Annotated in this window: 18 protein-coding genes; 7 read left to right on the plus strand and 11 right to left on the minus strand. The window is 39.4% G+C overall.

What is annotated here, in order from left to right:
• Positions 1-137: 137 nt before the first annotated feature.
• The 5 genes from LS74_RS07715 to LS74_RS07735 are packed head-to-tail and all read right to left on the minus strand — an operon-like array spanning position 138 to position 4,767.
• Positions 138-1,052: a lipid A biosynthesis lauroyl acyltransferase gene (locus LS74_RS07715; protein WP_084584307.1), complete on the minus strand. Its 915-nt coding sequence runs from the start codon at positions 1,050-1,052 to the stop codon at positions 138-140.
• Positions 1,049-2,116 carry a lipopolysaccharide heptosyltransferase I gene (gene waaC / locus LS74_RS07720; RefSeq protein WP_201274718.1) on the minus strand — a complete coding sequence of 356 codons (1,068 nt, stop codon included), beginning with the start codon at positions 2,114-2,116 and terminating at the stop codon, positions 1,049-1,051. Before waaC ends, LS74_RS07715 begins: the two co-directional genes overlap by 4 nt.
• 1 nt (position 2,117) lies before the next feature.
• Entirely contained in the window at positions 2,118-3,590 is a 1,473-nt protein-coding gene (locus tag LS74_RS07725) for a Ppx/GppA phosphatase family protein (protein ID WP_034588354.1), read from the minus strand.
• Positions 3,590-3,841: a YfhL family 4Fe-4S dicluster ferredoxin gene (locus tag LS74_RS07730; RefSeq protein ID WP_034588351.1), complete on the minus strand. Its 252-nt coding sequence runs from the start codon at positions 3,839-3,841 to the stop codon at positions 3,590-3,592. Before LS74_RS07730 ends, LS74_RS07725 begins: the two co-directional genes overlap by 1 nt.
• Positions 3,842-3,900: 59 nt before the next feature.
• Positions 3,901-4,767, minus strand: coding sequence for a beta/alpha barrel domain-containing protein (locus LS74_RS07735; protein WP_236096871.1), 867 nt, complete (start codon positions 4,765-4,767; stop codon positions 3,901-3,903).
• A gap of 57 nt (positions 4,768-4,824) precedes the next feature.
• Between LS74_RS07735 and LS74_RS07740 the strand changes: the two genes are divergently transcribed.
• The 3 genes from LS74_RS07740 to LS74_RS07750 all read left to right on the plus strand — a co-directional run bounded on the left by LS74_RS07740 (position 4,825) and on the right by LS74_RS07750 (position 7,186).
• Positions 4,825-5,181 carry a TM2 domain-containing protein gene (locus LS74_RS07740; RefSeq protein ID WP_034588349.1) on the plus strand — a complete coding sequence of 119 codons (357 nt, stop codon included), beginning with the start codon at positions 4,825-4,827 and terminating at the stop codon, positions 5,179-5,181.
• Positions 5,182-5,417: 236 nt separating this feature from the next.
• On the plus strand, positions 5,418-6,173 hold the full coding sequence (locus LS74_RS07745; protein ID WP_084584305.1) for an ion transporter: 756 nt from the start codon (positions 5,418-5,420) through the stop codon (positions 6,171-6,173).
• 5 nt (positions 6,174-6,178) lie between these two features.
• The gene (locus tag LS74_RS07750; protein WP_034588347.1) at positions 6,179-7,186 is read left to right on the plus strand and encodes a Gfo/Idh/MocA family protein; all 1,008 of its coding nucleotides are present in this window, start codon (positions 6,179-6,181) and stop codon (positions 7,184-7,186) included.
• A 277-nt stretch (positions 7,187-7,463) separates the two neighbouring features.
• On the opposite strand, the gene LS74_RS07755 is transcribed toward LS74_RS07750, so the two are convergent.
• From LS74_RS07755 to LS74_RS07780, 6 genes are all read right to left on the minus strand, one after another.
• Positions 7,464-8,696 (minus strand): M16 family metallopeptidase, encoded by a 1,233-nt coding sequence (locus LS74_RS07755; protein ID WP_034589644.1) that lies wholly within the window; start codon positions 8,694-8,696, stop codon positions 7,464-7,466.
• A gap of 116 nt (positions 8,697-8,812) precedes the next feature.
• Positions 8,813-9,898 carry a dehypoxanthine futalosine cyclase gene (locus LS74_RS07760; RefSeq protein WP_138128995.1) on the minus strand — a complete coding sequence of 362 codons (1,086 nt, stop codon included), beginning with the start codon at positions 9,896-9,898 and terminating at the stop codon, positions 8,813-8,815.
• A 29-nt stretch (positions 9,899-9,927) separates the two neighbouring features.
• Positions 9,928-12,165, minus strand: a complete 2,238-nt coding sequence (bamA, locus tag LS74_RS07765) for an outer membrane protein assembly factor BamA (RefSeq protein ID WP_138128997.1) — start codon at positions 12,163-12,165, stop codon at positions 9,928-9,930.
• Between the two features lie 69 nt (positions 12,166-12,234).
• Positions 12,235-13,083 (minus strand): prephenate dehydrogenase, encoded by an 849-nt coding sequence (locus tag LS74_RS07770; protein ID WP_034589475.1) that lies wholly within the window; start codon positions 13,081-13,083, stop codon positions 12,235-12,237.
• Positions 13,084-13,128: 45 nt separating this feature from the next.
• A complete protein-coding gene (locus LS74_RS07775) occupies positions 13,129-13,827 on the minus strand; it encodes a 16S rRNA (uracil(1498)-N(3))-methyltransferase (RefSeq protein WP_138128999.1) in 699 nt (232 codons plus the stop codon).
• A 3-nt stretch (positions 13,828-13,830) separates the two neighbouring features.
• On the minus strand, positions 13,831-14,262 hold the full coding sequence (locus LS74_RS07780) for a hypothetical protein (RefSeq protein ID WP_034584927.1): 432 nt from the start codon (positions 14,260-14,262) through the stop codon (positions 13,831-13,833).
• Between the two features lie 74 nt (positions 14,263-14,336).
• On the opposite strand from LS74_RS07780, the gene hemH reads away from it, so the two are divergent.
• From hemH to LS74_RS07800, 4 genes are all read left to right on the plus strand, one after another.
• Positions 14,337-15,296 (plus strand): ferrochelatase, encoded by a 960-nt coding sequence (gene hemH / locus LS74_RS07785; protein WP_084584180.1) that lies wholly within the window; start codon positions 14,337-14,339, stop codon positions 15,294-15,296.
• Positions 15,283-15,876, plus strand: a complete 594-nt coding sequence (locus tag LS74_RS07790) for a SoxW family protein (protein WP_034584932.1) — start codon at positions 15,283-15,285, stop codon at positions 15,874-15,876. The genes hemH and LS74_RS07790 overlap by 14 nt, the downstream gene beginning before the upstream one ends.
• 33 nt (positions 15,877-15,909) lie before the next feature.
• Positions 15,910-18,756, plus strand: a complete 2,847-nt coding sequence (gene ccsA / locus LS74_RS07795; RefSeq protein ID WP_034584935.1) for a cytochrome c biogenesis protein CcsA — start codon at positions 15,910-15,912, stop codon at positions 18,754-18,756.
• A gap of 103 nt (positions 18,757-18,859) precedes the next feature.
• A complete protein-coding gene (locus tag LS74_RS07800) occupies positions 18,860-20,905 on the plus strand; it encodes a hypothetical protein (RefSeq protein WP_034584938.1) in 2,046 nt (681 codons plus the stop codon).
• Positions 20,906-20,962: the final 57 nt, after the last annotated feature.

A 20,962-nucleotide genomic window follows, 5' to 3' on the forward strand; every position in this document is an offset into this window, starting at 1 on the left:
TAAAAACATCATATAGAAATAAAAACCTAAGAGAAGAGACTAGAAGCTCAATCAAATGGGAGTGAAATAATACAGATTTAAAGCTTAAGGGGGGCTTAAGTGAGTAAAGATTCTATGAAGCACGGCAAAAATAGAATCTAATGCGTATAAATCTCCTGATAGGCTGATTTAAAACGCTTATGAAACCAAAACCAATCCTGCGGTTTAGTCCTTATCGCCTTTTCAATCGCGTCAGCCTGTGCCTGTGTCGCCTCTAAAATATCCTGTGTGCTATCCTCACTTTTTTTACAATAAATAGGCGGATAGAATCTCGCCTCAAAAGATTTGTAGTTTTCTTTAATCTCTATCATCACCGGCACTATCCCTACATTAAAACGGCGTGAGAGCACTGAAGCAATGGTCGTATGCGTTGCCTTTTTGCCAAAAAACTCAACCCACACACCCTCACTCGCAGATATATTTTGATCCACCAAGATTCCAGCCAAGGCATTTTCTGCCCCATAAAGCTTGAGCAAATGTTTAAACGCACCTTTTTTATCAATAAACTTGACATTTTGCATTTCACGCCGCTGGATAATAAGCTCATTAATCGCGCTAAACTGCGTTAAACGCCCCAAAGACGCCATATTACACCAATGATAACGCGGTGGCAATACACTCGCCATAGCCTCCCAATACCCATAATGCGCAGAAATCAGCACCGCCCCCTTATCTTTTTCCAAAGTCTGTAAAATATACTCTTCATCAATGAATCTAAATCGCTTTGTATGCTTATCTAACGGGATAAAAGGCACTCGTATCGTCTCAAGCAGCACGAAAGCAAAGTTTTTATAGCAAGTTTGAATCAAAGTCTTTTTATCCACTTCACTCATCTGCTCCCCATACACAAAATCCAAATTCGCCTTTGCGTCCTTATACCTGCGTCTATCCACAGCTCTCATTATAAACGCCAACACCACAATATGCCATACAAAAAACCAATGTGGAATCTTGCTAAGATAAAAGCCTAAACAACTCACAATAGCTTTTAATATTTTTGTAAAAAACTTCATATATCCCTCTCACAAGCCAAACTATGCTGTTTTTGCAAAATCGTATCAATCTCTCCCACAATCGCACGAGGAGCAATCTTTGCAATAGAAAAATCATTCTTTTGATAGCGTGGATTCTCACTCCCACTTAAAAAGACATTTTGCTCCCCCACAAGAGCAAAACGCGAAGCAGGAGTATTGCCATAAAGTGTTACTGAAGGTTTTTGCATAGCCCACGCCAAATGCGTAATGCCCGTATCTCCACCCACTACAACACTCACTTTTTGTATTAATGCCTTTATCTCACTCATACTTAAACGCGGTAAAAGCACAACATCTTTACTTTCAAAACAAGCTTTAATCTCTCGTGCCTTATCCGTGCTATACCACAGCAAAAGCACTTGAATCTGCGATTGAGATAAAAGCATTGTAATCACTTCAACAAATAAATCCACCGGATAGCTTTTAGATTCTAAAGATGATTCAAGCACAAGTAGCACCAAATGCTTTTTGCTATCAATCCCGCATTCTCGCATCATTGTAACCACTTGCTCTTTTGCCTTATCATTTAGGCTAAACGCCTCTTTTCTCCTTGTATATACACGCTCTAGATTCACATCATCAAGCCCCAAAGCCTCACGCATAAGCACAAAATTCCGCTCTAAAATATGATTTTCATACGGAATCCTTACTTTTTTCTTGTAAAACAAGCTTGCCGCCCTCTCTTTGATAGAATCTTTATCAAATCCCCACAGCTCACCACTTTTAAGGAATCTCCCGCATACAGCTGACTTGATAAGCCCTTGCATATCTATAACCTTATCATAATAAGACAGAGCTTTTAGCCGATTAATAATCTTAGGAATCGCTCTTATTCCACCTTTTTTTAAAGGTATTACAACGAGCCTATCCACACAAGGACTATCCTGCAACACTTCCGCAAAGACATTATCCACAATCCAAGTAATCTCTACTTCCTGCCCCAACTTCTCTTGTAGTTTCTCTCGCACAAAGGGCAACACACAAGCCCCCACAATCACATCTCCTAGCGAGCTTAGCCGAATGATTGCTACTCTAAGCCCCACATCACACCTTGATAAACTCAATCTGCAAAGGTTCAGGCTTATGAAGCTTGGCTATATTCTCTCTAGCCAAATACAAATCCGCGCTTGTATAGATTCTTAGAATCTTAGACTTCACATACTCATAGCGTATCTGCAAATTCCCTTCACTCCTGCAAAGCATTTCTGCTAAGGCTAACATAAAGCTTAGCCATTGCAAACTTAAAAGCTTAGGCATAAAATCGCTGATATGTTCTATACTCCCATCTTGTGGGATTTTCTTACCACTATATTCTACAAGCAAACAGATACTTAAACGCTCTGTGTGTGAAAACCCATACTCCAAGGCATTAAGCAGCATATATGAGCCGTGCAGTTCAGCATTATAAAAATTTAAAATCCGCCCAACACTTGATAAGTATGACGCGATATTTAAAAGCTTCTTACATTGCTCATCAAGCTTATGCAGGGGGAATAGGGCATCAAAAATCTTTAAAGATTCTCTTCTTGTCATCTCTGCATAAGTCTTATCCAGCATAAATCTATCTTCAATCGCACTGATAGAAGGATTAAAAGCTTTTGGGAAAGTATTTTTATGTCCGCGTAATAAATCGCTCAAATACACGCCCTCACGCACCCCAACACCGCTTGTAACAATCTGCTTTGCCCCAAAGTGAGCCAAAAACATTTGCAAAATAAGGCAACCACTGCGGATATTATCAATCCTATCTTGTGGCACTCCCATAGATTCCAGTTTATCTTCACTTGCTTGAGAGATTTTTTCAAAAAACTTAAGATTCTGTGCGACATCTACTTCATAGCCGTGAAGCTCGGCAATAGGATATTTCTTATATTTCATAATCATCTTTGACAAAGCGCGTATCGTCCCACCAACGCCAAAAATGCGATTATGTTGAAAATGCGATGGCACACTTTTTAACTGCTCTTGGATAAATCTCCTTGCCCCTTCAATATTATTTTTCTTATCAAAAAACAGCTCTTTTAGCCGAATCGTGCCAATATCAAGTGAGACTAAATCTATAATTTTACCATCTCTAATAAACGCACACTCCGTGCTTCCACCGCCTATGTCCATTGTTATACCATCTTTATAATGCAAAAGATTAGCACAGGCTATACCACCATACAGGGCTTCCTTCTTCCCATCAATGACTTTTACAGACAAGCCACATTCTTTTTTTACCCTATCTACAAATATCTTTGAGTTAGGTGCATCACGCAAGGCAGAAGTCGCTACGCAAAACACCTTCCTTGCCTTGTGTGCTTTTGAAATTTGAGCAAACTCCTTCAGTGCTGACACCGCCCTATTCATCGGCACTTCACCCAAAACACCCCCAGATTCATAGCAGCCCTCTGAAATTCTCACCTTAGACTTAATCTCATAAATAAGATGAAAAGCAAAACGCGAAGTCTTACGAAAAATCGCCATACGCACAGAGTTTGAGCCAATATCTATAACGGAGGTAATTTTTGCCATTATTCCCCTTTTTGTAGGGTTTCAAACTTATATCGTAGCTCCTCCATCGTCTCCATATTATCAAGATCTGGCACAATCGCATCAACGGGGCAAACAGACAAGCAACTTGGCTCATCATAGCTTCCCACGCATTCTGTGCATACATCAGGGTCTATGCTATAAATGGGATCGCCCTCTTCAATCGCTCCATTTGGACATTCTTCAGCACACGCATCACAAGCAATACATTCATTATTTATCATTAAAGCCATCTTACCGCTCCAAAACTATTTTTACAGATAAAAAGCTTAGCCTTTTAACTGAATATTCTTTAAAAAGAGCTAAAATCCGCCCCGCTATCAAAAATCTGCACATCTACGCCGTAATCATTGTGGTGATTTGTAGCAATGATTTGGGAATTTGGCACAAGTGATAAAAGTGCCTCAAAAGAATCTTTATGTATAAATAACATACTTGCTCCACTAAAAATCGCCCTTTTTAGCTCATCTTTATCACACACTTCAACAAAAGGCTCTAAATTTAACCGCCTAGCAAATTGCAACAACTCACTTAAAGTCTTAGCCGAATGCAACCCACAAGGGATAAGCAGACTATCCGCCCCAAACAACGCCGATTCCAGAATCTGATACGAATCTACAAACAAATCCGCGTGGATAATAGGCAGAGTGCTATGACGGCGGAGCAAAGAGATAGATTCTAATGCCATACCCAAAGTGCTAAAATCCACTTTAGAATCTACACAATCCCCACTCACACAAGGCATATATTGCATTCTTAAATCAAGCAAAAACATCTCATTGCCCCCATTTTGCTTACCATTTTTAATGCTATTTTGCTCCGTCTCACTTGCCATTTCCAAAAACCCAACCTCATCAAAATTGCCTTGAATCTCAAACCTTATAGCATTTTTAGGCGGATTTGCCCTTGCACGAGCGAAAAATTCCCGCTCAAATCTTGGCAGAAAAGGGCTGTATGCTAATGTCCTGCCCAAAGTCTCAAAGTCAATCACGCTCTTGCGTTTGGCTAAATGTGCTTGAAGATTGCGTTTGCATTTTTCTGTAAAAATAACGCTTGATTGTAAAAAATTAGATTCTATACTCTTCACTTTTGCTCCCCACATCTTAAAGATAAGCCTATGAAAAACGCCGATTTTAGCATATTCCACATTTAAAAACACTTGCTACAATCCCAGCTTTCATTTTCTTAAACCACATCACACAAAGGACATTACACGATGAATAATTCCGCTTTGATTATGATTACAAGTGCGTGGAGCAATAAGATTCCAAGTGAGGCAGCCTTTATGCTTCAAGGGAGATTAGAAAAAATCCCTGAAGATAAGATTCAAGTCCTTAGCTTTATACCGCTCAAAGACCCTATAATCGGGCTTATTTTGGGGCTTTTCTTTGGTGCTCTTAGTGTAGATAGATTCTACAAAGGCGATATTGGACTTGGTATCTTAAAGTTCCTATCCATTTTTATTGTTATCGGCATTTTTTGGGCATTGGCAGATTTATATTTTGTATGGCAAGGAATCAAAAAAGATAATCTCAATAAAATCAACCAACAGCTTATGATTCTAGGCGTATAGCTAAATCTTCTATGCCCAAACAACTATAAAGGGAGTGATAAGTTCATTACACTGCACGAATAACAGATGATAATTCTCATATTTATGTTGAGATTCTTGATATACAAGATTAAAATATAATCATCTTAGCAACTTAGGATTCATCAAGAATCCTAAGTTGCATTTTAAGCTACATTTAATCATTTTCTTTATAATTGCGACTTTTAACATTATCCCAAAATCTCAAAAGGACAAAAATGTTCTCTAGCTTTATACGCAAACTTCAAAAATTTTTAGAATCTACTTCTTGGAGTGTGTTTATCACAAGTGTGATTCTTATTAACTCCGCGTGTTTGGGACTAGAGACGATTAAGTTTATTCATAAGCATTTTGGCGAGATTCTTAGCATTATTGATTATATATGCCTTGGGATTTTTATTGTGGAGTTGGGATTGCGGATTTTAGCTTTTAGGCTAAAGTTTTTTATCGGCAAGGATTGGGGCTGGAATTGGTTTGATTTTATCATCGTAGCAGTAAGTCTCTTTGCTGTTGGCGGACTAGCGGTGCTTAGGGCATTTAGGGTAATTAGAATCTTCCGTTTGCTTTCCGTCATTCCCACTATGCGTTTAGTTTCTGCGGCAATGCTTCACACAATCCCCTCAATGATAAGCATAATGGTGCTTTTAATCATCTTTTACTACATCTATGGGGTGCTGTGTGTCAATCTCTTTGGCGAGGCGTTCCCGCAGTGGTTTGGGGATTTAGGCGATAGCTTTTATACGCTCTTTCAAATTATGACTTTAGAATCTTGGTCTATGGGGATTGTGCGTCCTATTATGGAAGTGTATCCTTGGGCGTGGGCGGTGTTTGTGAGCTTTATTTGCATTGTGAGCTTTATCGTGCTAAATCTCGTTGTAGGTGTTGTGGTAGAGAGCATAGCTGAAATGAAGCAAATGCGTGAAGAAAACACTAAAGATTCTAAATCCAGCACAGAATCTAAAGCAAAGGATTAGCACAAATGCCAATGCGATGTGCGGTTATTGGCTATGGATATTGGGGGCGGAATGTCGCTAGGGCTTTGCATAATAGCACAGAGTTTGCCCTGCATACCATTTATGATGAAGATAAAGCCGCACAGGCAAAAGCAAAAGAAGATTATGAGATTGTGCCCTATGTCAGCTATGAGGCGATTTTAGCAGATTCTAAGATTCAAGCTATTTTTATCATCACTCCGCCACAAACGCACTTTGCCCTAGCAGAATCTGCGTTAAAACATCACAAACACACCTTTGTAGAAAAGCCCCTAACCACACAATACACACAAGCACAACAGCTTTATGCCCTAGCTAAAAAGCAAAATAAGATTCTTTATTGCGATCATATTTTCCTGCATTCCCCAGCGGTGCAGTATCTCAAAGAGCAGATAAAAAGCTTTGGCGAGATTGTCTATATCAACGCAAGGCGGATAAATCTAGGGCTATTTCAAAGCAATGTAGATGTGATTTGGGATTTAGCTATCCACGATTTAAGTATTATTGATTACCTTGTGGGGCTACATATCAAGGAGGTTTCTACCTTTAAGACACGCTATTTAGACTATCCTAATGACGCTCTGGCTAATATCAATCTACGATTAGAATCTGACATTATCATAACCCTTAGTGTATCGTGGCTAAGCCCCATTAAAGTGCGTGAGATGATTATTGGAGGGAGTAAAAAAACAGCCATTTATGATGAGACAAAGAAAGATAAAATCGCCCTTTTTGACACGGGCGTTGTGATTAAGGATACTTTTGATACAAATAGTCTGTATCAAAAAATGGTAGAATACAAGCTAGGAGAACAGCTAACGCCCACTCTGCCAAACACAATGGCACTTGATAATTCCATTGCCTACTTTGCTTCACTCATTCTTAGCGATAATCTTAGGCAATCTCAAAGCGTAAAATCTAAATGCGATGAAGGACATATCTTACGCGTGATTAAGGCTATTGAGATAATCCAAGATTCACATACACAATCATAGTCCTACATACTCTATTGTGTCATTCACAAACTTATTTTGCTAATAAGACAAAAACAGACTTTTTTCTTTAAGGGGGGGGGGTTTGAATTGCAAAACCCCCCCTCCCCCTTAAAAACCCCCCCCCCGATAACGCTTTATAGGTTTGCGTTTCACGCGATTTTATTTTAATCAGCTTAAGGACGTGCCTTAAGCGTAAGGCTACCGCCACTTTTCTTATAGTTTGCCACAACTACGCTAATATGAAATCTTGGAGTAACAAAACAGACAAAGGCAGATTCTACTCCACTACGCTAAAACTAAGCTCTAAAATCTCTTTATGCGACTTGATATAGGCATTTAGCTCTTCTAGCTTTAGCTCCTTAATCTGCTCCAGCTCTCGCTTGTGATTATCCAAAGGCAAATCCCTAAAGTAGTTTAAAAACTTCGCATTTAAGCGTTGCGATAAGCTCTCTTCACGCAATGGCTCACTCCCTAGCAGAAACGCCTTAGCCGCATTTAGCTCCTCCTCACTCACGCCATTTTCTACAAACTCTTTTATCACTTCTTTGACAACTTTTATTGCTTCATCTTTATTCTCAAGCTTTGTTTGCAGATAGCCGCTTGTATATTCCGCTGCACCGCCGACATTCACACGCATATACGCCGAGTAGGCTAAGCCCCGCTTCACACGCACTTCCTCCATCATACGCGAGCCAAAGCCACTACCACCTAGGATAAAGCTCATAACCCTTGCCATATAGTTCTTGCTCTTATCTGTATTAGTAAAGCGTGAGCCAAAATACACAAATGCCTGTTGCGTGGGCTTTTTGACACTTATGCTATCAGGCTTTTGAATGGCTTCAAATGATAGTTTCTCCTTAGATTCTCCCACAGGCAGAGTGCTTAGAGCTTTTATCAAAGTAGCCTTAAACTCATTCTCTTGTAAATCCCCACCAGCCACGATAATAAGCCTTTTTAACACGAGATTGCGTTGTAAAAACTGCTCCACATCTTGCAAACTTACAGATTCCACACTTTGCTTATCCCCAAGCAGTGGGATTGCCATAGCTGTGCCTTTGAATAGAATCTTATAGAGATTCTTTTCAGCAATGCTATCAAAATCATCTTCTTGTTGGGCTAGTTTATTAAGGGTTAGCGTTTTAACTTTAGATAGGGCTTCTTGTGTGAGATTTGGCTGTTTTAAAAGCTCATTAAGTAGCGTAAAACTCTCATTTTGAAACTCTTTCAAATAAGAAAGCTCAAGATTCAAAGTCTGCAATCCCACACTCGCATATAGACTAATGGCTTTGCTCTCTAGTCTTTTGGCAAACTCCACACTGCCTAAATCTTTTGTGCCTTCATTTAAAATCTTAGCACTCAAATTCCCTAGCCCAGCCTTAGCTCCATCGGCACTGCCACCGATAAACACAAGCTGCACACTCCCCACAGGCAGATTCTTACTTTGCTCAAAAAGTAATGGCACTGCCACGCCATTTATCTCTACGCTTTGTATTTTTGTCTCTGCGCTCATATTGCCTCCTACTAAAGCCATAAAAAATAATATACAAAAAAGCTGTGAGAATAACCCACGATTATTGAATCTAAGCATTGATTCTAGCTTTGGTATTATTTGCATTGCTCTAAGCATCAATACCGCTCCAAAATCTCATAAGCCGTGTTGCGTTTAGCAGGATTTTCGCCTACATCTTTAATCAAAGCTATCATCTCTTGTGCGTTTATAGAGTTACACACACCAGCGGAAGATACGACATTTTCTTCCATCATTGTGCTACCTAAATCATTTGCCCCAAAGAGCAAAGCTAACTGCCCGATATGTGAACCTTGCGTAACCCAGCTACTTTGGATATTCATAAAATTATCAAGGTAGATTCTGCTACACGCTAAAAGTCGCAAATAGCGGTTTGATGAAGCCTTTTGCAGGTTTGGAAACTCCTTTTGCAAGGGCGTATTATTAGGCTGAAAGCTCCACATAATAAACGCCCTAAAGCCTTGAAACTCATCTTGCAAAGAGCGGATACAATCCCAATGGGCTACAATATCTTCATCATCTTCCACGCTACCAAACATCATCGTAGCCGTGCTTTTCATACCAATTTTATGTGCTTCTCTATGCACTTCAAGCCATTCTTTTGTATCAAGCTTTTTAGGAGCGATAATATCTCGCACTCTATCACTTAGAATCTCAGCCCCTGCCCCCGGAATAGAGCTAAGTCCAGCATTTTGTAGTCTTTTTAACACTTCAGGGATAGAAAGCTTAGAGATTTTAGCAATATAATTTATCTCAATAGCAGAAAAGCCGTGAATGGTAATCATAGGATATTTTTTAGCAATATGCCCCACAAGCTCTTCATAATACTCAATCTTAAGCTTAGGATGCACACCCCCTTGGAATAGAATCTGCGTCCCGCCAATCTCCAAAAGCTCATCAATTTTCTTATCAATCTCTTCAAAGCTCAAAATATACACGCCCTCTTCGCCCAGTCTCCGCTTAAACGCACAAAACTTACAATCCACCCAGCAAATATTAGTGTAATTAATATTTCTATCAACAACAAAAGTTGTAGTCTTGCTTGGGTGAAGCCTAGCCTTAATCGCACTTGCCATCACTCCTAGCTCTCGCAAATCCCCATAGCGGATAAGATCTAAGATCTCACTATTACTCACGCGTTTTATTGTGCTTTGCGTATCTGTGTTTGCCGCTTGAGCTGTCATTTGCTATCCTTTCTTGTAAAATTAAAATCTTAGAATCTCGTCCCCATCGTAAATTCAAAGGTTGAAGTCCTATCTCCGGGCTGTGGATTGATAGGGCGTGGGAATACAAGCACAATAGGACCCATAGGGCTTATCCACTCAACCGCAAGTCCCCACGAAGCACGGGTTGTCTCATTAAAACTACTCACGCCTATCATACCATAATCCGCAAAAAGTGCTAAACGCATTTGTGCTTTTTCCAAGATTCCATAGCTAAGCTCCGCAGAATGCGTCATCATATAATTCCCCCCGATACGAATCTGACCCGATGGATCTCGCGGGGTAAGAGAGCTTATTTGATACCCTCTCACGCTTGAAATGCCCCCCATATAGAATTTTGAAGTAATCGGCACATAGCCTTGCTCAAAAATCGCTCCCACTTGGGTTTTATACCGAGCAATTAGATCAACTCCAAAAAGTGATTTAAGATGATAATACAATGCCATTTTTCCATAAAGCTTGGTATATTTTTCATCTCCGCCAAGTCCGGCATATTCCACATACGCCGAGATAATCGCACCATTTTTAGGGAAATAGTAGTCATCAGTATTGTCAAAATACAAGCTCGGGCTAATGGCTGATTTAAGCGGATTGTCCATTGTTAAATATTGTTTATACAGCCCCTCTAGCTTTGAATCATAAAAGTCCAAAACGCGTGTGGTAGAAATCGTATAGCCCAAAGAAGCACGAAGCGTATTTGTCAGCAATCGCCCAGCTGTGATAGAAGCTCCCGTTGTTTGCTCCCTATAATCCCAATTCCAATACAGCGAGTGAAACCCACTCAAAGATGCACTATATTTAGAATCTAGCACACGCGGATTGCTTAAAGTAAGATTCACAAGTTGGCGGCGATAGCTCCAATCCGCATAGAGTTGCCCACTTTGCCCCGTGCCAAAGAGATTTCTCTCTCTAATAGAAGCATTCACCATAAGCTTATCATAGCTCCCATAGCCTAGACCAAACATCAGCTCACCTGTGCGAGTTTCCTCCACATCTACAAGCAAATCCATAGAATCTTCGCTCACACGCCGCTCTTCAATCTTTACCTTACCAAAATACCCAAGCCTTTTGAGTGCATTTTCAGATTCTCTTAAATCTGTAAGCTTGTAGGTATCGCCCGGGGCTAAAAGCAACTCTCGGCGTATGATTCTATCTGCGGTGCGAGAGTTGCCAGAGATAATGACATCGTGAATCTTAACCTTCTGCCCCACTTGTATAAGATACACAACTTTAACTTCTGCATTATCTTGATCTTTATCCAAATCTGGACTTACACGCGTAAAGGCATAGCCTAAATCCGCAATTTTCTGGCGGATAGTCTCTACATCAGCCCGAACATCTTCTATATTGAAATACTCGCCCTTCTTAATCTTAAGCCCTTTTCTTAGCTCGGATTCTTCAATCACAGGCACGTGCAGAATGATTTTAATCCCAGAAACCTTATACCGCTCCCCTTCTTTTATCTTGTAATACAAATTCGCACTATAATCGCTAAAGTTTGCATCTACAAAGGCTTGAGACACACTCGCATCTAAATAGCCCTTACGCATATACGCATCTTGCACCCTAGCACCATCATATTCTAAATCAGCAAGTTTAAGCTTCCCGTCATTTCTTCCCCACATCCAGCCCATAAACTGCCTTGCCCTATTGGCACTAAGCTCTTCTAAATCTTTGACTTTGAGCTTCTCTCGCCCATCATAAGTGGCGTTTTTGATAATGATATTTTCCCCTTGATTGACATTAAAGGTAATCGCATACGCCCCATCATTGCCCACTTCTTTTATTTCAGATTCTACCACCGTGCCATAATAGCCCTGATATTCTAAAATCGTTTTTATCACAAGCTTTGCACGATTGAGCTTTGTCTCATCATAGCTATCGCCCTTTTTGATACCAAGCTGTGAGTATAAAGTCTCTTTTTCCTGCTCACTCCCATAGCCCTTAATCTCCACACTCGCCACTTTTGGCTTTTGCTTAAAATAAAAACTTAGCACCCCACGCTCAAAGTCCGCATAAATATCTTCAAAATACCCCTGTGCGTAGAGATTCCGCACAGCTTTATCTACCTTATCCACACTCAAAGTATCGCCAACTTTAATGCCTGTAATCTCATCGGCAAGCACACTTGAGATTGAGCTTAAGCCCTCATATCTAATTTCACTAATTTCCTTTGAAAGGGCAACATTACATAATAAAAGAGCAATAATACACCAAAATTTTTTCATATATTCCTTTTCCTAAATAAAAGCGTGATTATAGTAAAAAATCCTAACAAGCCCACAATGAGCGATAAATCACAAAAATTTCTGCAAAGTATTGGCATTTGCCATAAAAGATTCTAATCCATCAAAATCATCATTTTCTAACAACACTCGTGCTTTATCAAACTCCGCTTGAAAGTGTGCCATAGCTTCAAGCACATTATGTTTGTTTTGCTTAAAGACATCTTTCCACATCAATGGAGAGCTTTTAGAGATTCTACTCATTGAGCGAAAGCCCCCGCCAACAAGAGCGAGAATGGTTTGGGGATTTTCTTGTGCGAGTGTGGCATTTGCCAAAGCATAGCTTATAATGTGGGGCATATGCGAGATAAGGGCGATATGCTTATCGTGGGATTTTGAATCCATTTTTAGAATCTTCATTCCAAGGGCAATGAAAATATCTTTTGCTAATTCCGCTTGATACGCCCCACTTTGCTCTAAATCTGTCAAAATCACAATAGCATTTTCATACAACTCGCCAAATGCTGCCTTTGGTCCAAAAAACTCCGTCCCACACATAGGGTGTGCGCCCACAAAGTGAATCCTAAGCCATTGTGGCAGAGACTGCAATATCTTTACCTTTGCTCCACCTACATCAATAAGCGTAGTCTTTGGGTTTAGCTCTCCCTCTTTTAGATCCGCCATTAAGCTTATAATCCCATCAACAGGCACACATAAAAACACCACATCACATTGCCAAATCTCTTTGAGTTCCACACACTCATCAACAAGCCCAAGATTCAACGCTTGTTGCGAATGCAAGGGGTTTTTATCATAGCCAATAATGCGTGTGATATGCTTATTTTGAATCTGCTCTACTTTCTTTAATGCTAATCCCATAGAGCCACCCATTAGCCCAAGCCCGATAATGCCTATTTTCATTCCCTGCCCTTTGCTTTATATTTGAGATTCTGCGTGTGTTAAGGTTTAATGAAGTCTAGCTAAACTTGCTAAAAACACACTTGCACTTTCACTTCGCAGAATAAGTGTATCATTTAAAGTTATGATTTTTGCAAATCTCTGCCTTTCCCTTTGGCTAAAGCCCCCTTCAGCCCCCACCATTACACGCACACTTGCATTTTCTAAACTCTTAGAATCTTGCTTAAAAGGATTATGCTCCCTTACGTCCATTCCGCCAAAATCAAAAGCATAAAAAGGTGCGTATCGCTCACACACACAATCAAAGTCTTTTAGCACTTCTAATTCCATTAAATCTATCCTGCCACATTGTTGAGATGAAGAGATAAGAATCTTTTGCATTCTCTGCAAGTTAAGGCTAAATTGCCGTTGTGAAAATTCCGCATAAAAAAAGCTAATGCGGGGGATTCCAAGCTCGTTTAAAAAAGGCAGGGTTTTTTCTATCACCTTTGGGTCAATAATCGCCCACAGCAAATGCAGGGGGCTAGAATGGCTATTTTGCGAATCCTGCTCACTTATCTTTGTTAGCAAGGCGGATTTTTTCTTAATCTCCGTAATGGCATAGGTATAAAGCTTTTTGTCCTTTAGATTCCGCATTTTAACAACAGAATCCACCCCAAAACGCCGAGCCTTAATAAGATAGGTAAAATCATCATTAATAATCTCTACTTGAAAATCCCCAGCATTTTGCTGATATAAAAACTGCATACACTAACTCACAAAATAAAACAGCACAGCAAAAAAGGCTAAATCTAGAATATAAAGCATTTTGCAGAATCTCACATAGCTTTGCATTGCCTCTAAATTTGTGCGTCTTGCTACTTTTAAAATGCGTATGCGGTAAATCTCCCCCACAAGCACAAACACACAAAATGTAATCATCGCAATAATTTCTAAGCTCAAGCTCAAACTCCCAAATACCCAAATGTTTATACCGCTTAACACGCTTACAGAAAGCAAAAAGAAAATAATAGGAGCAATAAACCAAATCTTTTTATTCATTCTCACAAGATTCTTTGAGCCAAAAAACAGCACCAAAAGATTCAGCACAAAAGGCAGGGCAAAAAACGCCGCAAATATTTTATGATAAAGCATAAGGCTCATATAGGTATCTTGCAAAATGCTAGAATCAAACTCTTGCATATTCTCTCCTTAATTCCTTGGATTAACTTTAATAGTTTATTATCACTAAAAATTTTTAACCTAAAGGATATTTCATCAAATCTCAAGCTGTTGTATTACTCAATATGGGCGCACCGAGCAGTCTATTTGAAGTGGAGAGTTTTTTAAAAAATATGTTTAATGATCCGCTCATTTTAGGTATTAAAAACAACTTTGGGCGTAAAATGTTGGCTAGTTTCATTACCCACAAACGCCTGGAAGATACAAAAAAAAATTATCAAGCCATCGGCGGTAAATCCCCCCTGCTAGAACACACCGCAAATCTTGTAAAAACGCTAAATGCCCTAGATTCTAAACGGCTTTATACTTTTGCTATGCGTTACACCCCGCCTTTTGCCTATGGCGTTTTAGATGAGCTAAAAAGCCAAAATATACAATCTTTGGTGCTTTTTAGTCTATATCCGCAGTTTTGCACCGCAACGATTCACTCTTCTTTGCTTGATGCTAAGGCTGCTTTAAAGTCTTTAAACTTTAGCCCAAAGCTCCTTGAAATCTCACATTATCACGCCCACCCTTCATATATTGCCTGTATTGTGGAAAAAATCAAACAAGCGCTAAAGGGTGAAGATTCTAAGGATTTTGTGCTTTTACTCTCTGCCCATTCCCTGCCACAATCTCGCATAGAACAAGGCGATCCCTATCAAAAGCAATGTGAAGAAAACAAAGCTGCCCTAGAATCTGCCCTGCAACAACAAGGGATTATGTTTAAAAAAATCGCCCTTAGCTATCAATCTAAAGTCGGCAAAATGAAGTGGCTAGAGCCTAGCACAAGAGATGCTATTACGCATTTTAAAAATGAAAAGCTTATTATCTTTCCGCTTTCTTTCACGCTTGATAATTCCGAAACAGATTATGAGCTTAAGATTCTCTATGCCAATCACGCACAGAATCTAGAGATAAAAGATTATCGTGTGTGTGATTGCTTTAATGCTGATGTCAGCTTTGCTAACACCATTATTGAACTTATACAAGGAGTGAGTGATGAAAAAAACTAGATTCTCTATACTCTGTGGATTCATTTGTGTATTCACTCTTTTGGGTTGCAATGATGATAATGAAGTCAAAATCTCACAAGGCAATAATGCTGCTGCCATAGACCACGCTGAAAGCCTTGATAAACAAAGCTATGCGGGGCTAGAAGATGTATTTTTAGACACAAAAAACATCTCCACACAAGAAGATAAGGTTACGCTTTTAATCTTTGGTAAAAATAACTGCGTGTATTGCGATAAGATTAAAGATGATATAAAAGCAAATAGCGAGATTAAAAGCCTTTTACAAAGCCATTTTATCCCCTACTACATTAATGTCAGCTATACTAAAATCCATAACCTAAATTTCATAGATTCTAAAAAGGAGTTAAGCAGCACTGCCCTTATGGAATCTTATGTCAAATCCCCTATGCGTCCCACACCTACGCTTATCTTTTTAAATCCTAAGGGGGAAGTCATTTTTGAATTGCCCGGCTATATGAAGCCAGATTCTATACTCAAAATTTTGCAATATATGCAAAGCAAACAATGGCAGGATAAAGACCAAACGCAAGTGGCAAGTGAAATAAATAAGATTCTGTAAATTCCAAGATTTTATTACATATAAGGAGCAAATATGCAACTTCTTAAAACACTTTTTTGTTCTATGAAAATGGTTTTATTACTCATCGCTTTATACGCTACTGCTTGTGGCATTGCAACTTTTATTGAAAAGTTTGATGGCACACTTGCGGCACGATTTTGGGTGTATGATGCGTTTTGGTTTGAGATTTTACATCTTTGGCTTACTCTTTGCCTTATTGGCTGTTTTATCACTTCAAAAGCGTGGCAGAGAAAGAAATACGCTTCACTGCTTTTACACAGCTCATTTATCGTTATCATCATAGGAGCTGGAATCACGCGGTATTATGGATTTGAGGGACTTATGAGTTTGCGAGAAGGGGAGAGTGCTAATACTATCACTACAAACACACATTATATCTTTATACAAGTGAAAAATCCCCAAGGTGAAGTAGAGCATATTAGAATCCCAACTTACATTGATGATAAGATTAACCGCCCCATTAAGCAAACCTTTAGCTTTTTTGATAAACCTTTAGAAATTGCCACAGGCAGTCTAAGTAGGGAAGATTCTCCTATGGGACGCTATGTTTTACAAGCCAACATAAAGTTTTTAGATAAAGATTTTGAAACGCTTATCCTGCGTGATGGCGATAGCACCCCTAGTAAAGAAAGCATTACCTTGCTACGCGAAGATGACTATACCATTCTCCTTGCGTGGGGGACAGATGCTATTGCCCTGTCTTTTTCACTGAAACTTTTAAACTTTGAGCTTGAGCGTTATCCGGGCTCACACTCTCCAGCTTCCTATGCTTCACAAGTAGCAGTGCTTGATGGGGACAAACCGCCATTCCTATTTAGAATCTTTATGAATAATGTCCTTGATTATGGTGGCTATCGCTTTTTCCAAAGCTCCTATCACCCAGATGAAAAAGGCTCAATTCTATCGGTGAATAACGACCCGGGCAAAACGCCCACTTACATAGGCTATACAATGCTTATCCTTGGCGTTTTATGGCTACTTTTTGATAAAAATGGACGCTTTTTAAGCCTAGGGAGATTCTTAAAAACACAGCAATTTTTATCTATTGCTTTATTTTGTGCCTTTAGCTTTTTTACTTTGCCAACGCACACTTATGCCCTGCCTAATGCTTCAAATGCCGATGAGATAGCAACACAAGATTCTAGCTTTACTCCCAAACAAGCCCAAAATGAGAATCTACAAGACATTCCTACGATGATACAATCACTCAAAAATGCTTCAAGTCTAGCAAAGCAATTTGATAAGATTTTAGTGCAGGATTTTGGCGGACGCACAAAGCCCATTCACACTCTAGCTGATGAATATATCCATAAACTCACGCAAAAAAGCACATTTTTAGATTTAAATCCTACGCAAATTTTCTTAGGTATGATTTTCTATCCACAAGAGTGGCAAACTATCCAAATGATAGCGACCAAATCGCCTAAGCTTAGGCAGATTCTGGGCGTAGATGAAAATCAAAAATATATCGCCTATGTTGATGTCTTTAGTCCAAAGGGGCAATATATCCTCCAAAACTATGTAGAAGCGGCAAATCTTAAAAACCCAGCCTTGCGTGATACATTTGAAAAAGATGTTATCAGTGTAGATGAAAAAATTAACTATGCGTTTTTAATCTATACTGGGCAAGTGCTTAGAATATTCCCTGATAGCAAAACCCCAAACAATCAATGGCTCTACCCACTTGAAGCCATTAGCTCGGCTGTGGCAGAAGGCAATATGCAAAAGGCTAAGACTCTTATGCAGGTGTATAAGGGCTTTGCGGAGGGTATGCAAATGGGGCTAGATTCTAATAATTGGCAAGAGGCACACAAAGCCCTAGAAGAGATTGATAGAATCCAAAAAGAAAATGGTGGGGCAACGCTCATAAGTGAAACAAAGGTAGATTCTGAAATTTGGCTCAATACTTACAATCCCTTTCATCAGCTCACTTATCCCTATTTAATCCTTAGTATTGTGCTATTTTTCATCGTGCTGTATTCTATTATAAAAAATGCTCCACTCAAACCCCGCACACATAAAATCTTTTATACACTTTTATTCCTGCTTTTTGTCTTGCATACTTGTGGCTTGGCGTTGCGGTGGTATGTGAGCGAACACGCTCCGTGGAGCAATGCCTATGAATCTATGCTCTATATTGCGTGGGCAGCGATTACTTCTGGAGTGGTGTTTTTTAGGCATTCTAATCTAGCTTTGAGTGCGTCTAGCTTTATGGCTGGAATCACGCTTTTTGTGGCTCATCTTGGCTTTATGGATCCACAAATTGGCAATCTCGTGCCAGTTTTAAAATCCTATTGGCTTAATATCCACGTCTCTGTTATCACGGCAAGTTATGGATTCTTAGGATTATGCTTTATGTTAGGGCTTATTACACTATTTATGTTTGTGCTAAGGAGTGATAAATTTACACAGAAAAACAACACCAAAGAACGCATTGATAGCTCTATTTTATCGCTAAGTGCTTTAAATGAAATGGCGATGATATTAGGGCTATTTTTACTCACTGTGGGGAACTTCCTAGGGGGTGTTTGGGCAAATGAATCTTGGGGGCGATATTGGGGCTGGGATTCTAAGGAGACTTGGGCATTAATCAGCATTGGCGTGTATGCGATTATTTTACACTTAAGATTTGTGGTGAAAACAAATCTGCCTTTTGTCTTTGCAAGCGCTTCAGTGGTGGGATTCTTCTCTGTGTTAATGACTTATTTTGGGGTGAATTTCTATCTTAGTGGAATGCATAGCTATGCTGCTGGAGATCCTGTGCCTGTGCCATTGTGGGTAAAGATTATGGTGATTGGAATCTTTGTGTTTATCCTTGTAGCAAGTAGAAACAGAAAACTTGAAATGCCAAAGATATAAACACGGAGCTTAAAGATTCTGTTTTGGATTATTCACAAAGCAAAAGCTTACCAAACTCATTGTAGAATCCGCACTTTGCAATTTATGCCTTAAGGAGATGTGTATGAAAAAATTTGTCCTTTGGATTTTGGGGATTATCCTAGCTTTATTTGTGCTTATTTTTTGCGTGCTTTTCACACCACCGGGCAATGCTTTGCTTAAGCCCATTATTCAAGGGCAGATTGATAAATATGCACCTATCAAACTTGATTTAGAAAAGTTCTCGCTTGGAATCTCAAGTGTTGAGCTTAAAATCGCACATAATGATGCTATCATCATCACACTTGGTGGGGATTTTTCACTCTTTTCTCAAACGCTTGATGTAGCCCTCAAAGTTGATGCACGAGATATTGCCGTGCTAGGTGAGCTTGTAGATACGCCCCTGCAAGGCTCATTTGTGATTAATACAACGGCAAAAGGCTCCCTAGAACATCTTGAAGTCAATACTACAAGCGACATTGCAAAGTCTTTTACCGATATTCGCGTTACCTTGCAGGATTTTACACCTACAGCCATTTTGGCAAACATTAAAGACGCACAGATTAAAGAGTTTCTTGCAATGGCTGGGATAAAGCCTTATGCGAGTGGCTCACTTAGCCTTGAAGCGGACATTAAAGGCGATCAAAATATGAACTTTAATGGCAATGCGCTTTTACAAATCGCTCAAGGCTTGGTGGATAGCACACTGATTAAAAAAGATTTTGATATAGATGTGCCAAAGACGACTTTTGTAACTACACTTAATGCCCTTTTTGATATGGATAAGCTTAATCACGACTTTAGCTTCAATGGCAATATTGGCAATATCCACTCAAGCGGACAAACGCTCCTTAAAACTCTTAGCACAAATACAAGCTATGCAGTAGATTTGAGCGATTTATCCGCTTTTACGCCGCTTTTTAGTATGCCTATACGCGGGAGCTTTAATACAAAGGGCGAAGTGAAAGGTGGAATGGAATCTTTAGAGATTAAAGGCAACTCAAATATCGCAAGTTCAAACACAAGCTATGAAGCCCTGCTAAAAAACCTAGCCCCAGATACTATTAAAGCACAAGTAAGTAATTTAAAGCTTGATACATTGCTTTGGATGATTTATATGCCACGATATGCGGATATGAGATTAAATCTCAATGCGGTTGTAAGTGAGCTTGATAAAGGCTTGAGTTCAAAGACAGATCTTACGCTTACAGGCACAACAAATAATGCGGTGATGAAAAAGGAATTTGACCTTGATATGCCAAATACGAAATTCAATCTCACTTCAGGCGTGGTGCTAAAACAAGGCATAGGAGAGGCAAACTCAAAGCTAGATTCAGATATTGCTAATCTTAATCTTGCTAAAACCCAAATCAACCTTAAAGATTCTAGCTTTGTTGTCCCCTATGTTGCCACTATCCCAAATCTTAAAAAGCTTAAATTCCTTACCGGTATGGAACTCGCAGGGGATTTTAAAGCTCAAGGCACAGCAAAGCTTAAAGACACGCTATATGCGGACTTTAGCACACAATCCCTTGGCGGAAGCATTGATGCTAAACTTGATCATAATAAGCTCATAGCCTCGCTCAAAGATGTCAATACGCTCAAGCTTTTTAGTATCGCTCAACTTAAGCCTGTGTTTAGCTCAAATATGAGTGGGGATTTTAACTATGACACGCTTACAGAAAAAGGCACACTTAAAGCGGTTTTAAGCAATGGTAAGCTTATGCCAAATGAAATTACACAACTCGCAGAAAAATACCTTAAAACTGATATTACAAAAGAAGCATACGAAGATGCCGGACTTAATGCCACCATTGACAAAAAGCTTATCACCACAGATATAGGGCTAAAAAGTAATAATACCGCCATTTACGCACAAGGGGCGAGTATTGATACAGAAAAGGGCAAGATTAATGCGGATATAAAATTCCAAATCAAAGATAAATATATTTATCTTAAAGCAAGGGACAATCTCGCCTCGCCAAGTCTTAGCATTGATGCGAGTGATTTGATCAAAGCTGAAGCGAGTAAGGCTCTAAGCAAGGGAGCAGAACAAGCCATAGATAAATATATAAAAGATGATAAGATAAAAGAGGGTGCGGGGAAACTACTCAACAATCTTTTCAAATAAGATTCTAAGGGGGGCAAACTTAAAAGTGATACCCCACAAATGGGACAATAAGATGAA

Source organism: Helicobacter magdeburgensis (genome assembly GCF_000765825.2).
Classification (GTDB): Bacteria; Campylobacterota; Campylobacteria; order Campylobacterales; family Helicobacteraceae; genus Helicobacter_C; species Helicobacter_C magdeburgensis.

Coding starts and splice junctions, on each gene's coding strand:
- LS74_RS07775 (WP_138128999.1), bottom strand. CDS start 13,827: ATGCAGTTTTTATATCAGCAAAATGCTGGGGATTTTCAAGTAGAGATT.
- LS74_RS07755 (WP_034589644.1), bottom strand. CDS start 8,696: ATGAGCGCAGAGACAAAAATACAAAGCGTAGAGATAAATGGCGTGGCA.
- LS74_RS07800 (WP_034584938.1), top strand. CDS start 18,860: ATGAAAAAATTTGTCCTTTGGATTTTGGGGATTATCCTAGCTTTATTT.
- LS74_RS07770 (WP_034589475.1), bottom strand. CDS start 13,083: ATGAAAATAGGCATTATCGGGCTTGGGCTAATGGGTGGCTCTATGGGA.
- LS74_RS07790 (WP_034584932.1), top strand. CDS start 15,283: ATGAAAAAAACTAGATTCTCTATACTCTGTGGATTCATTTGTGTATTC.
- LS74_RS07725 (WP_034588354.1), bottom strand. CDS start 3,590: ATGGCAAAAATTACCTCCGTTATAGATATTGGCTCAAACTCTGTGCGT.
- LS74_RS07780 (WP_034584927.1), bottom strand. CDS start 14,262: ATGCAAGAGTTTGATTCTAGCATTTTGCAAGATACCTATATGAGCCTT.
- LS74_RS07760 (WP_138128995.1), bottom strand. CDS start 9,898: ATGACAGCTCAAGCGGCAAACACAGATACGCAAAGCACAATAAAACGC.
- LS74_RS07715 (WP_084584307.1), bottom strand. CDS start 1,052: ATGAAGTTTTTTACAAAAATATTAAAAGCTATTGTGAGTTGTTTAGGC.
- LS74_RS07730 (WP_034588351.1), bottom strand. CDS start 3,841: ATGGCTTTAATGATAAATAATGAATGTATTGCTTGTGATGCGTGTGCT.
- LS74_RS07750 (WP_034588347.1), top strand. CDS start 6,179: ATGCCAATGCGATGTGCGGTTATTGGCTATGGATATTGGGGGCGGAAT.
- bamA (WP_138128997.1), bottom strand. CDS start 12,165: ATGAAAAAATTTTGGTGTATTATTGCTCTTTTATTATGTAATGTTGCC.
- LS74_RS07740 (WP_034588349.1), top strand. CDS start 4,825: ATGAATAATTCCGCTTTGATTATGATTACAAGTGCGTGGAGCAATAAG.
- ccsA (WP_034584935.1), top strand. CDS start 15,910: ATGCAACTTCTTAAAACACTTTTTTGTTCTATGAAAATGGTTTTATTA.
- LS74_RS07745 (WP_084584305.1), top strand. CDS start 5,418: ATGTTCTCTAGCTTTATACGCAAACTTCAAAAATTTTTAGAATCTACT.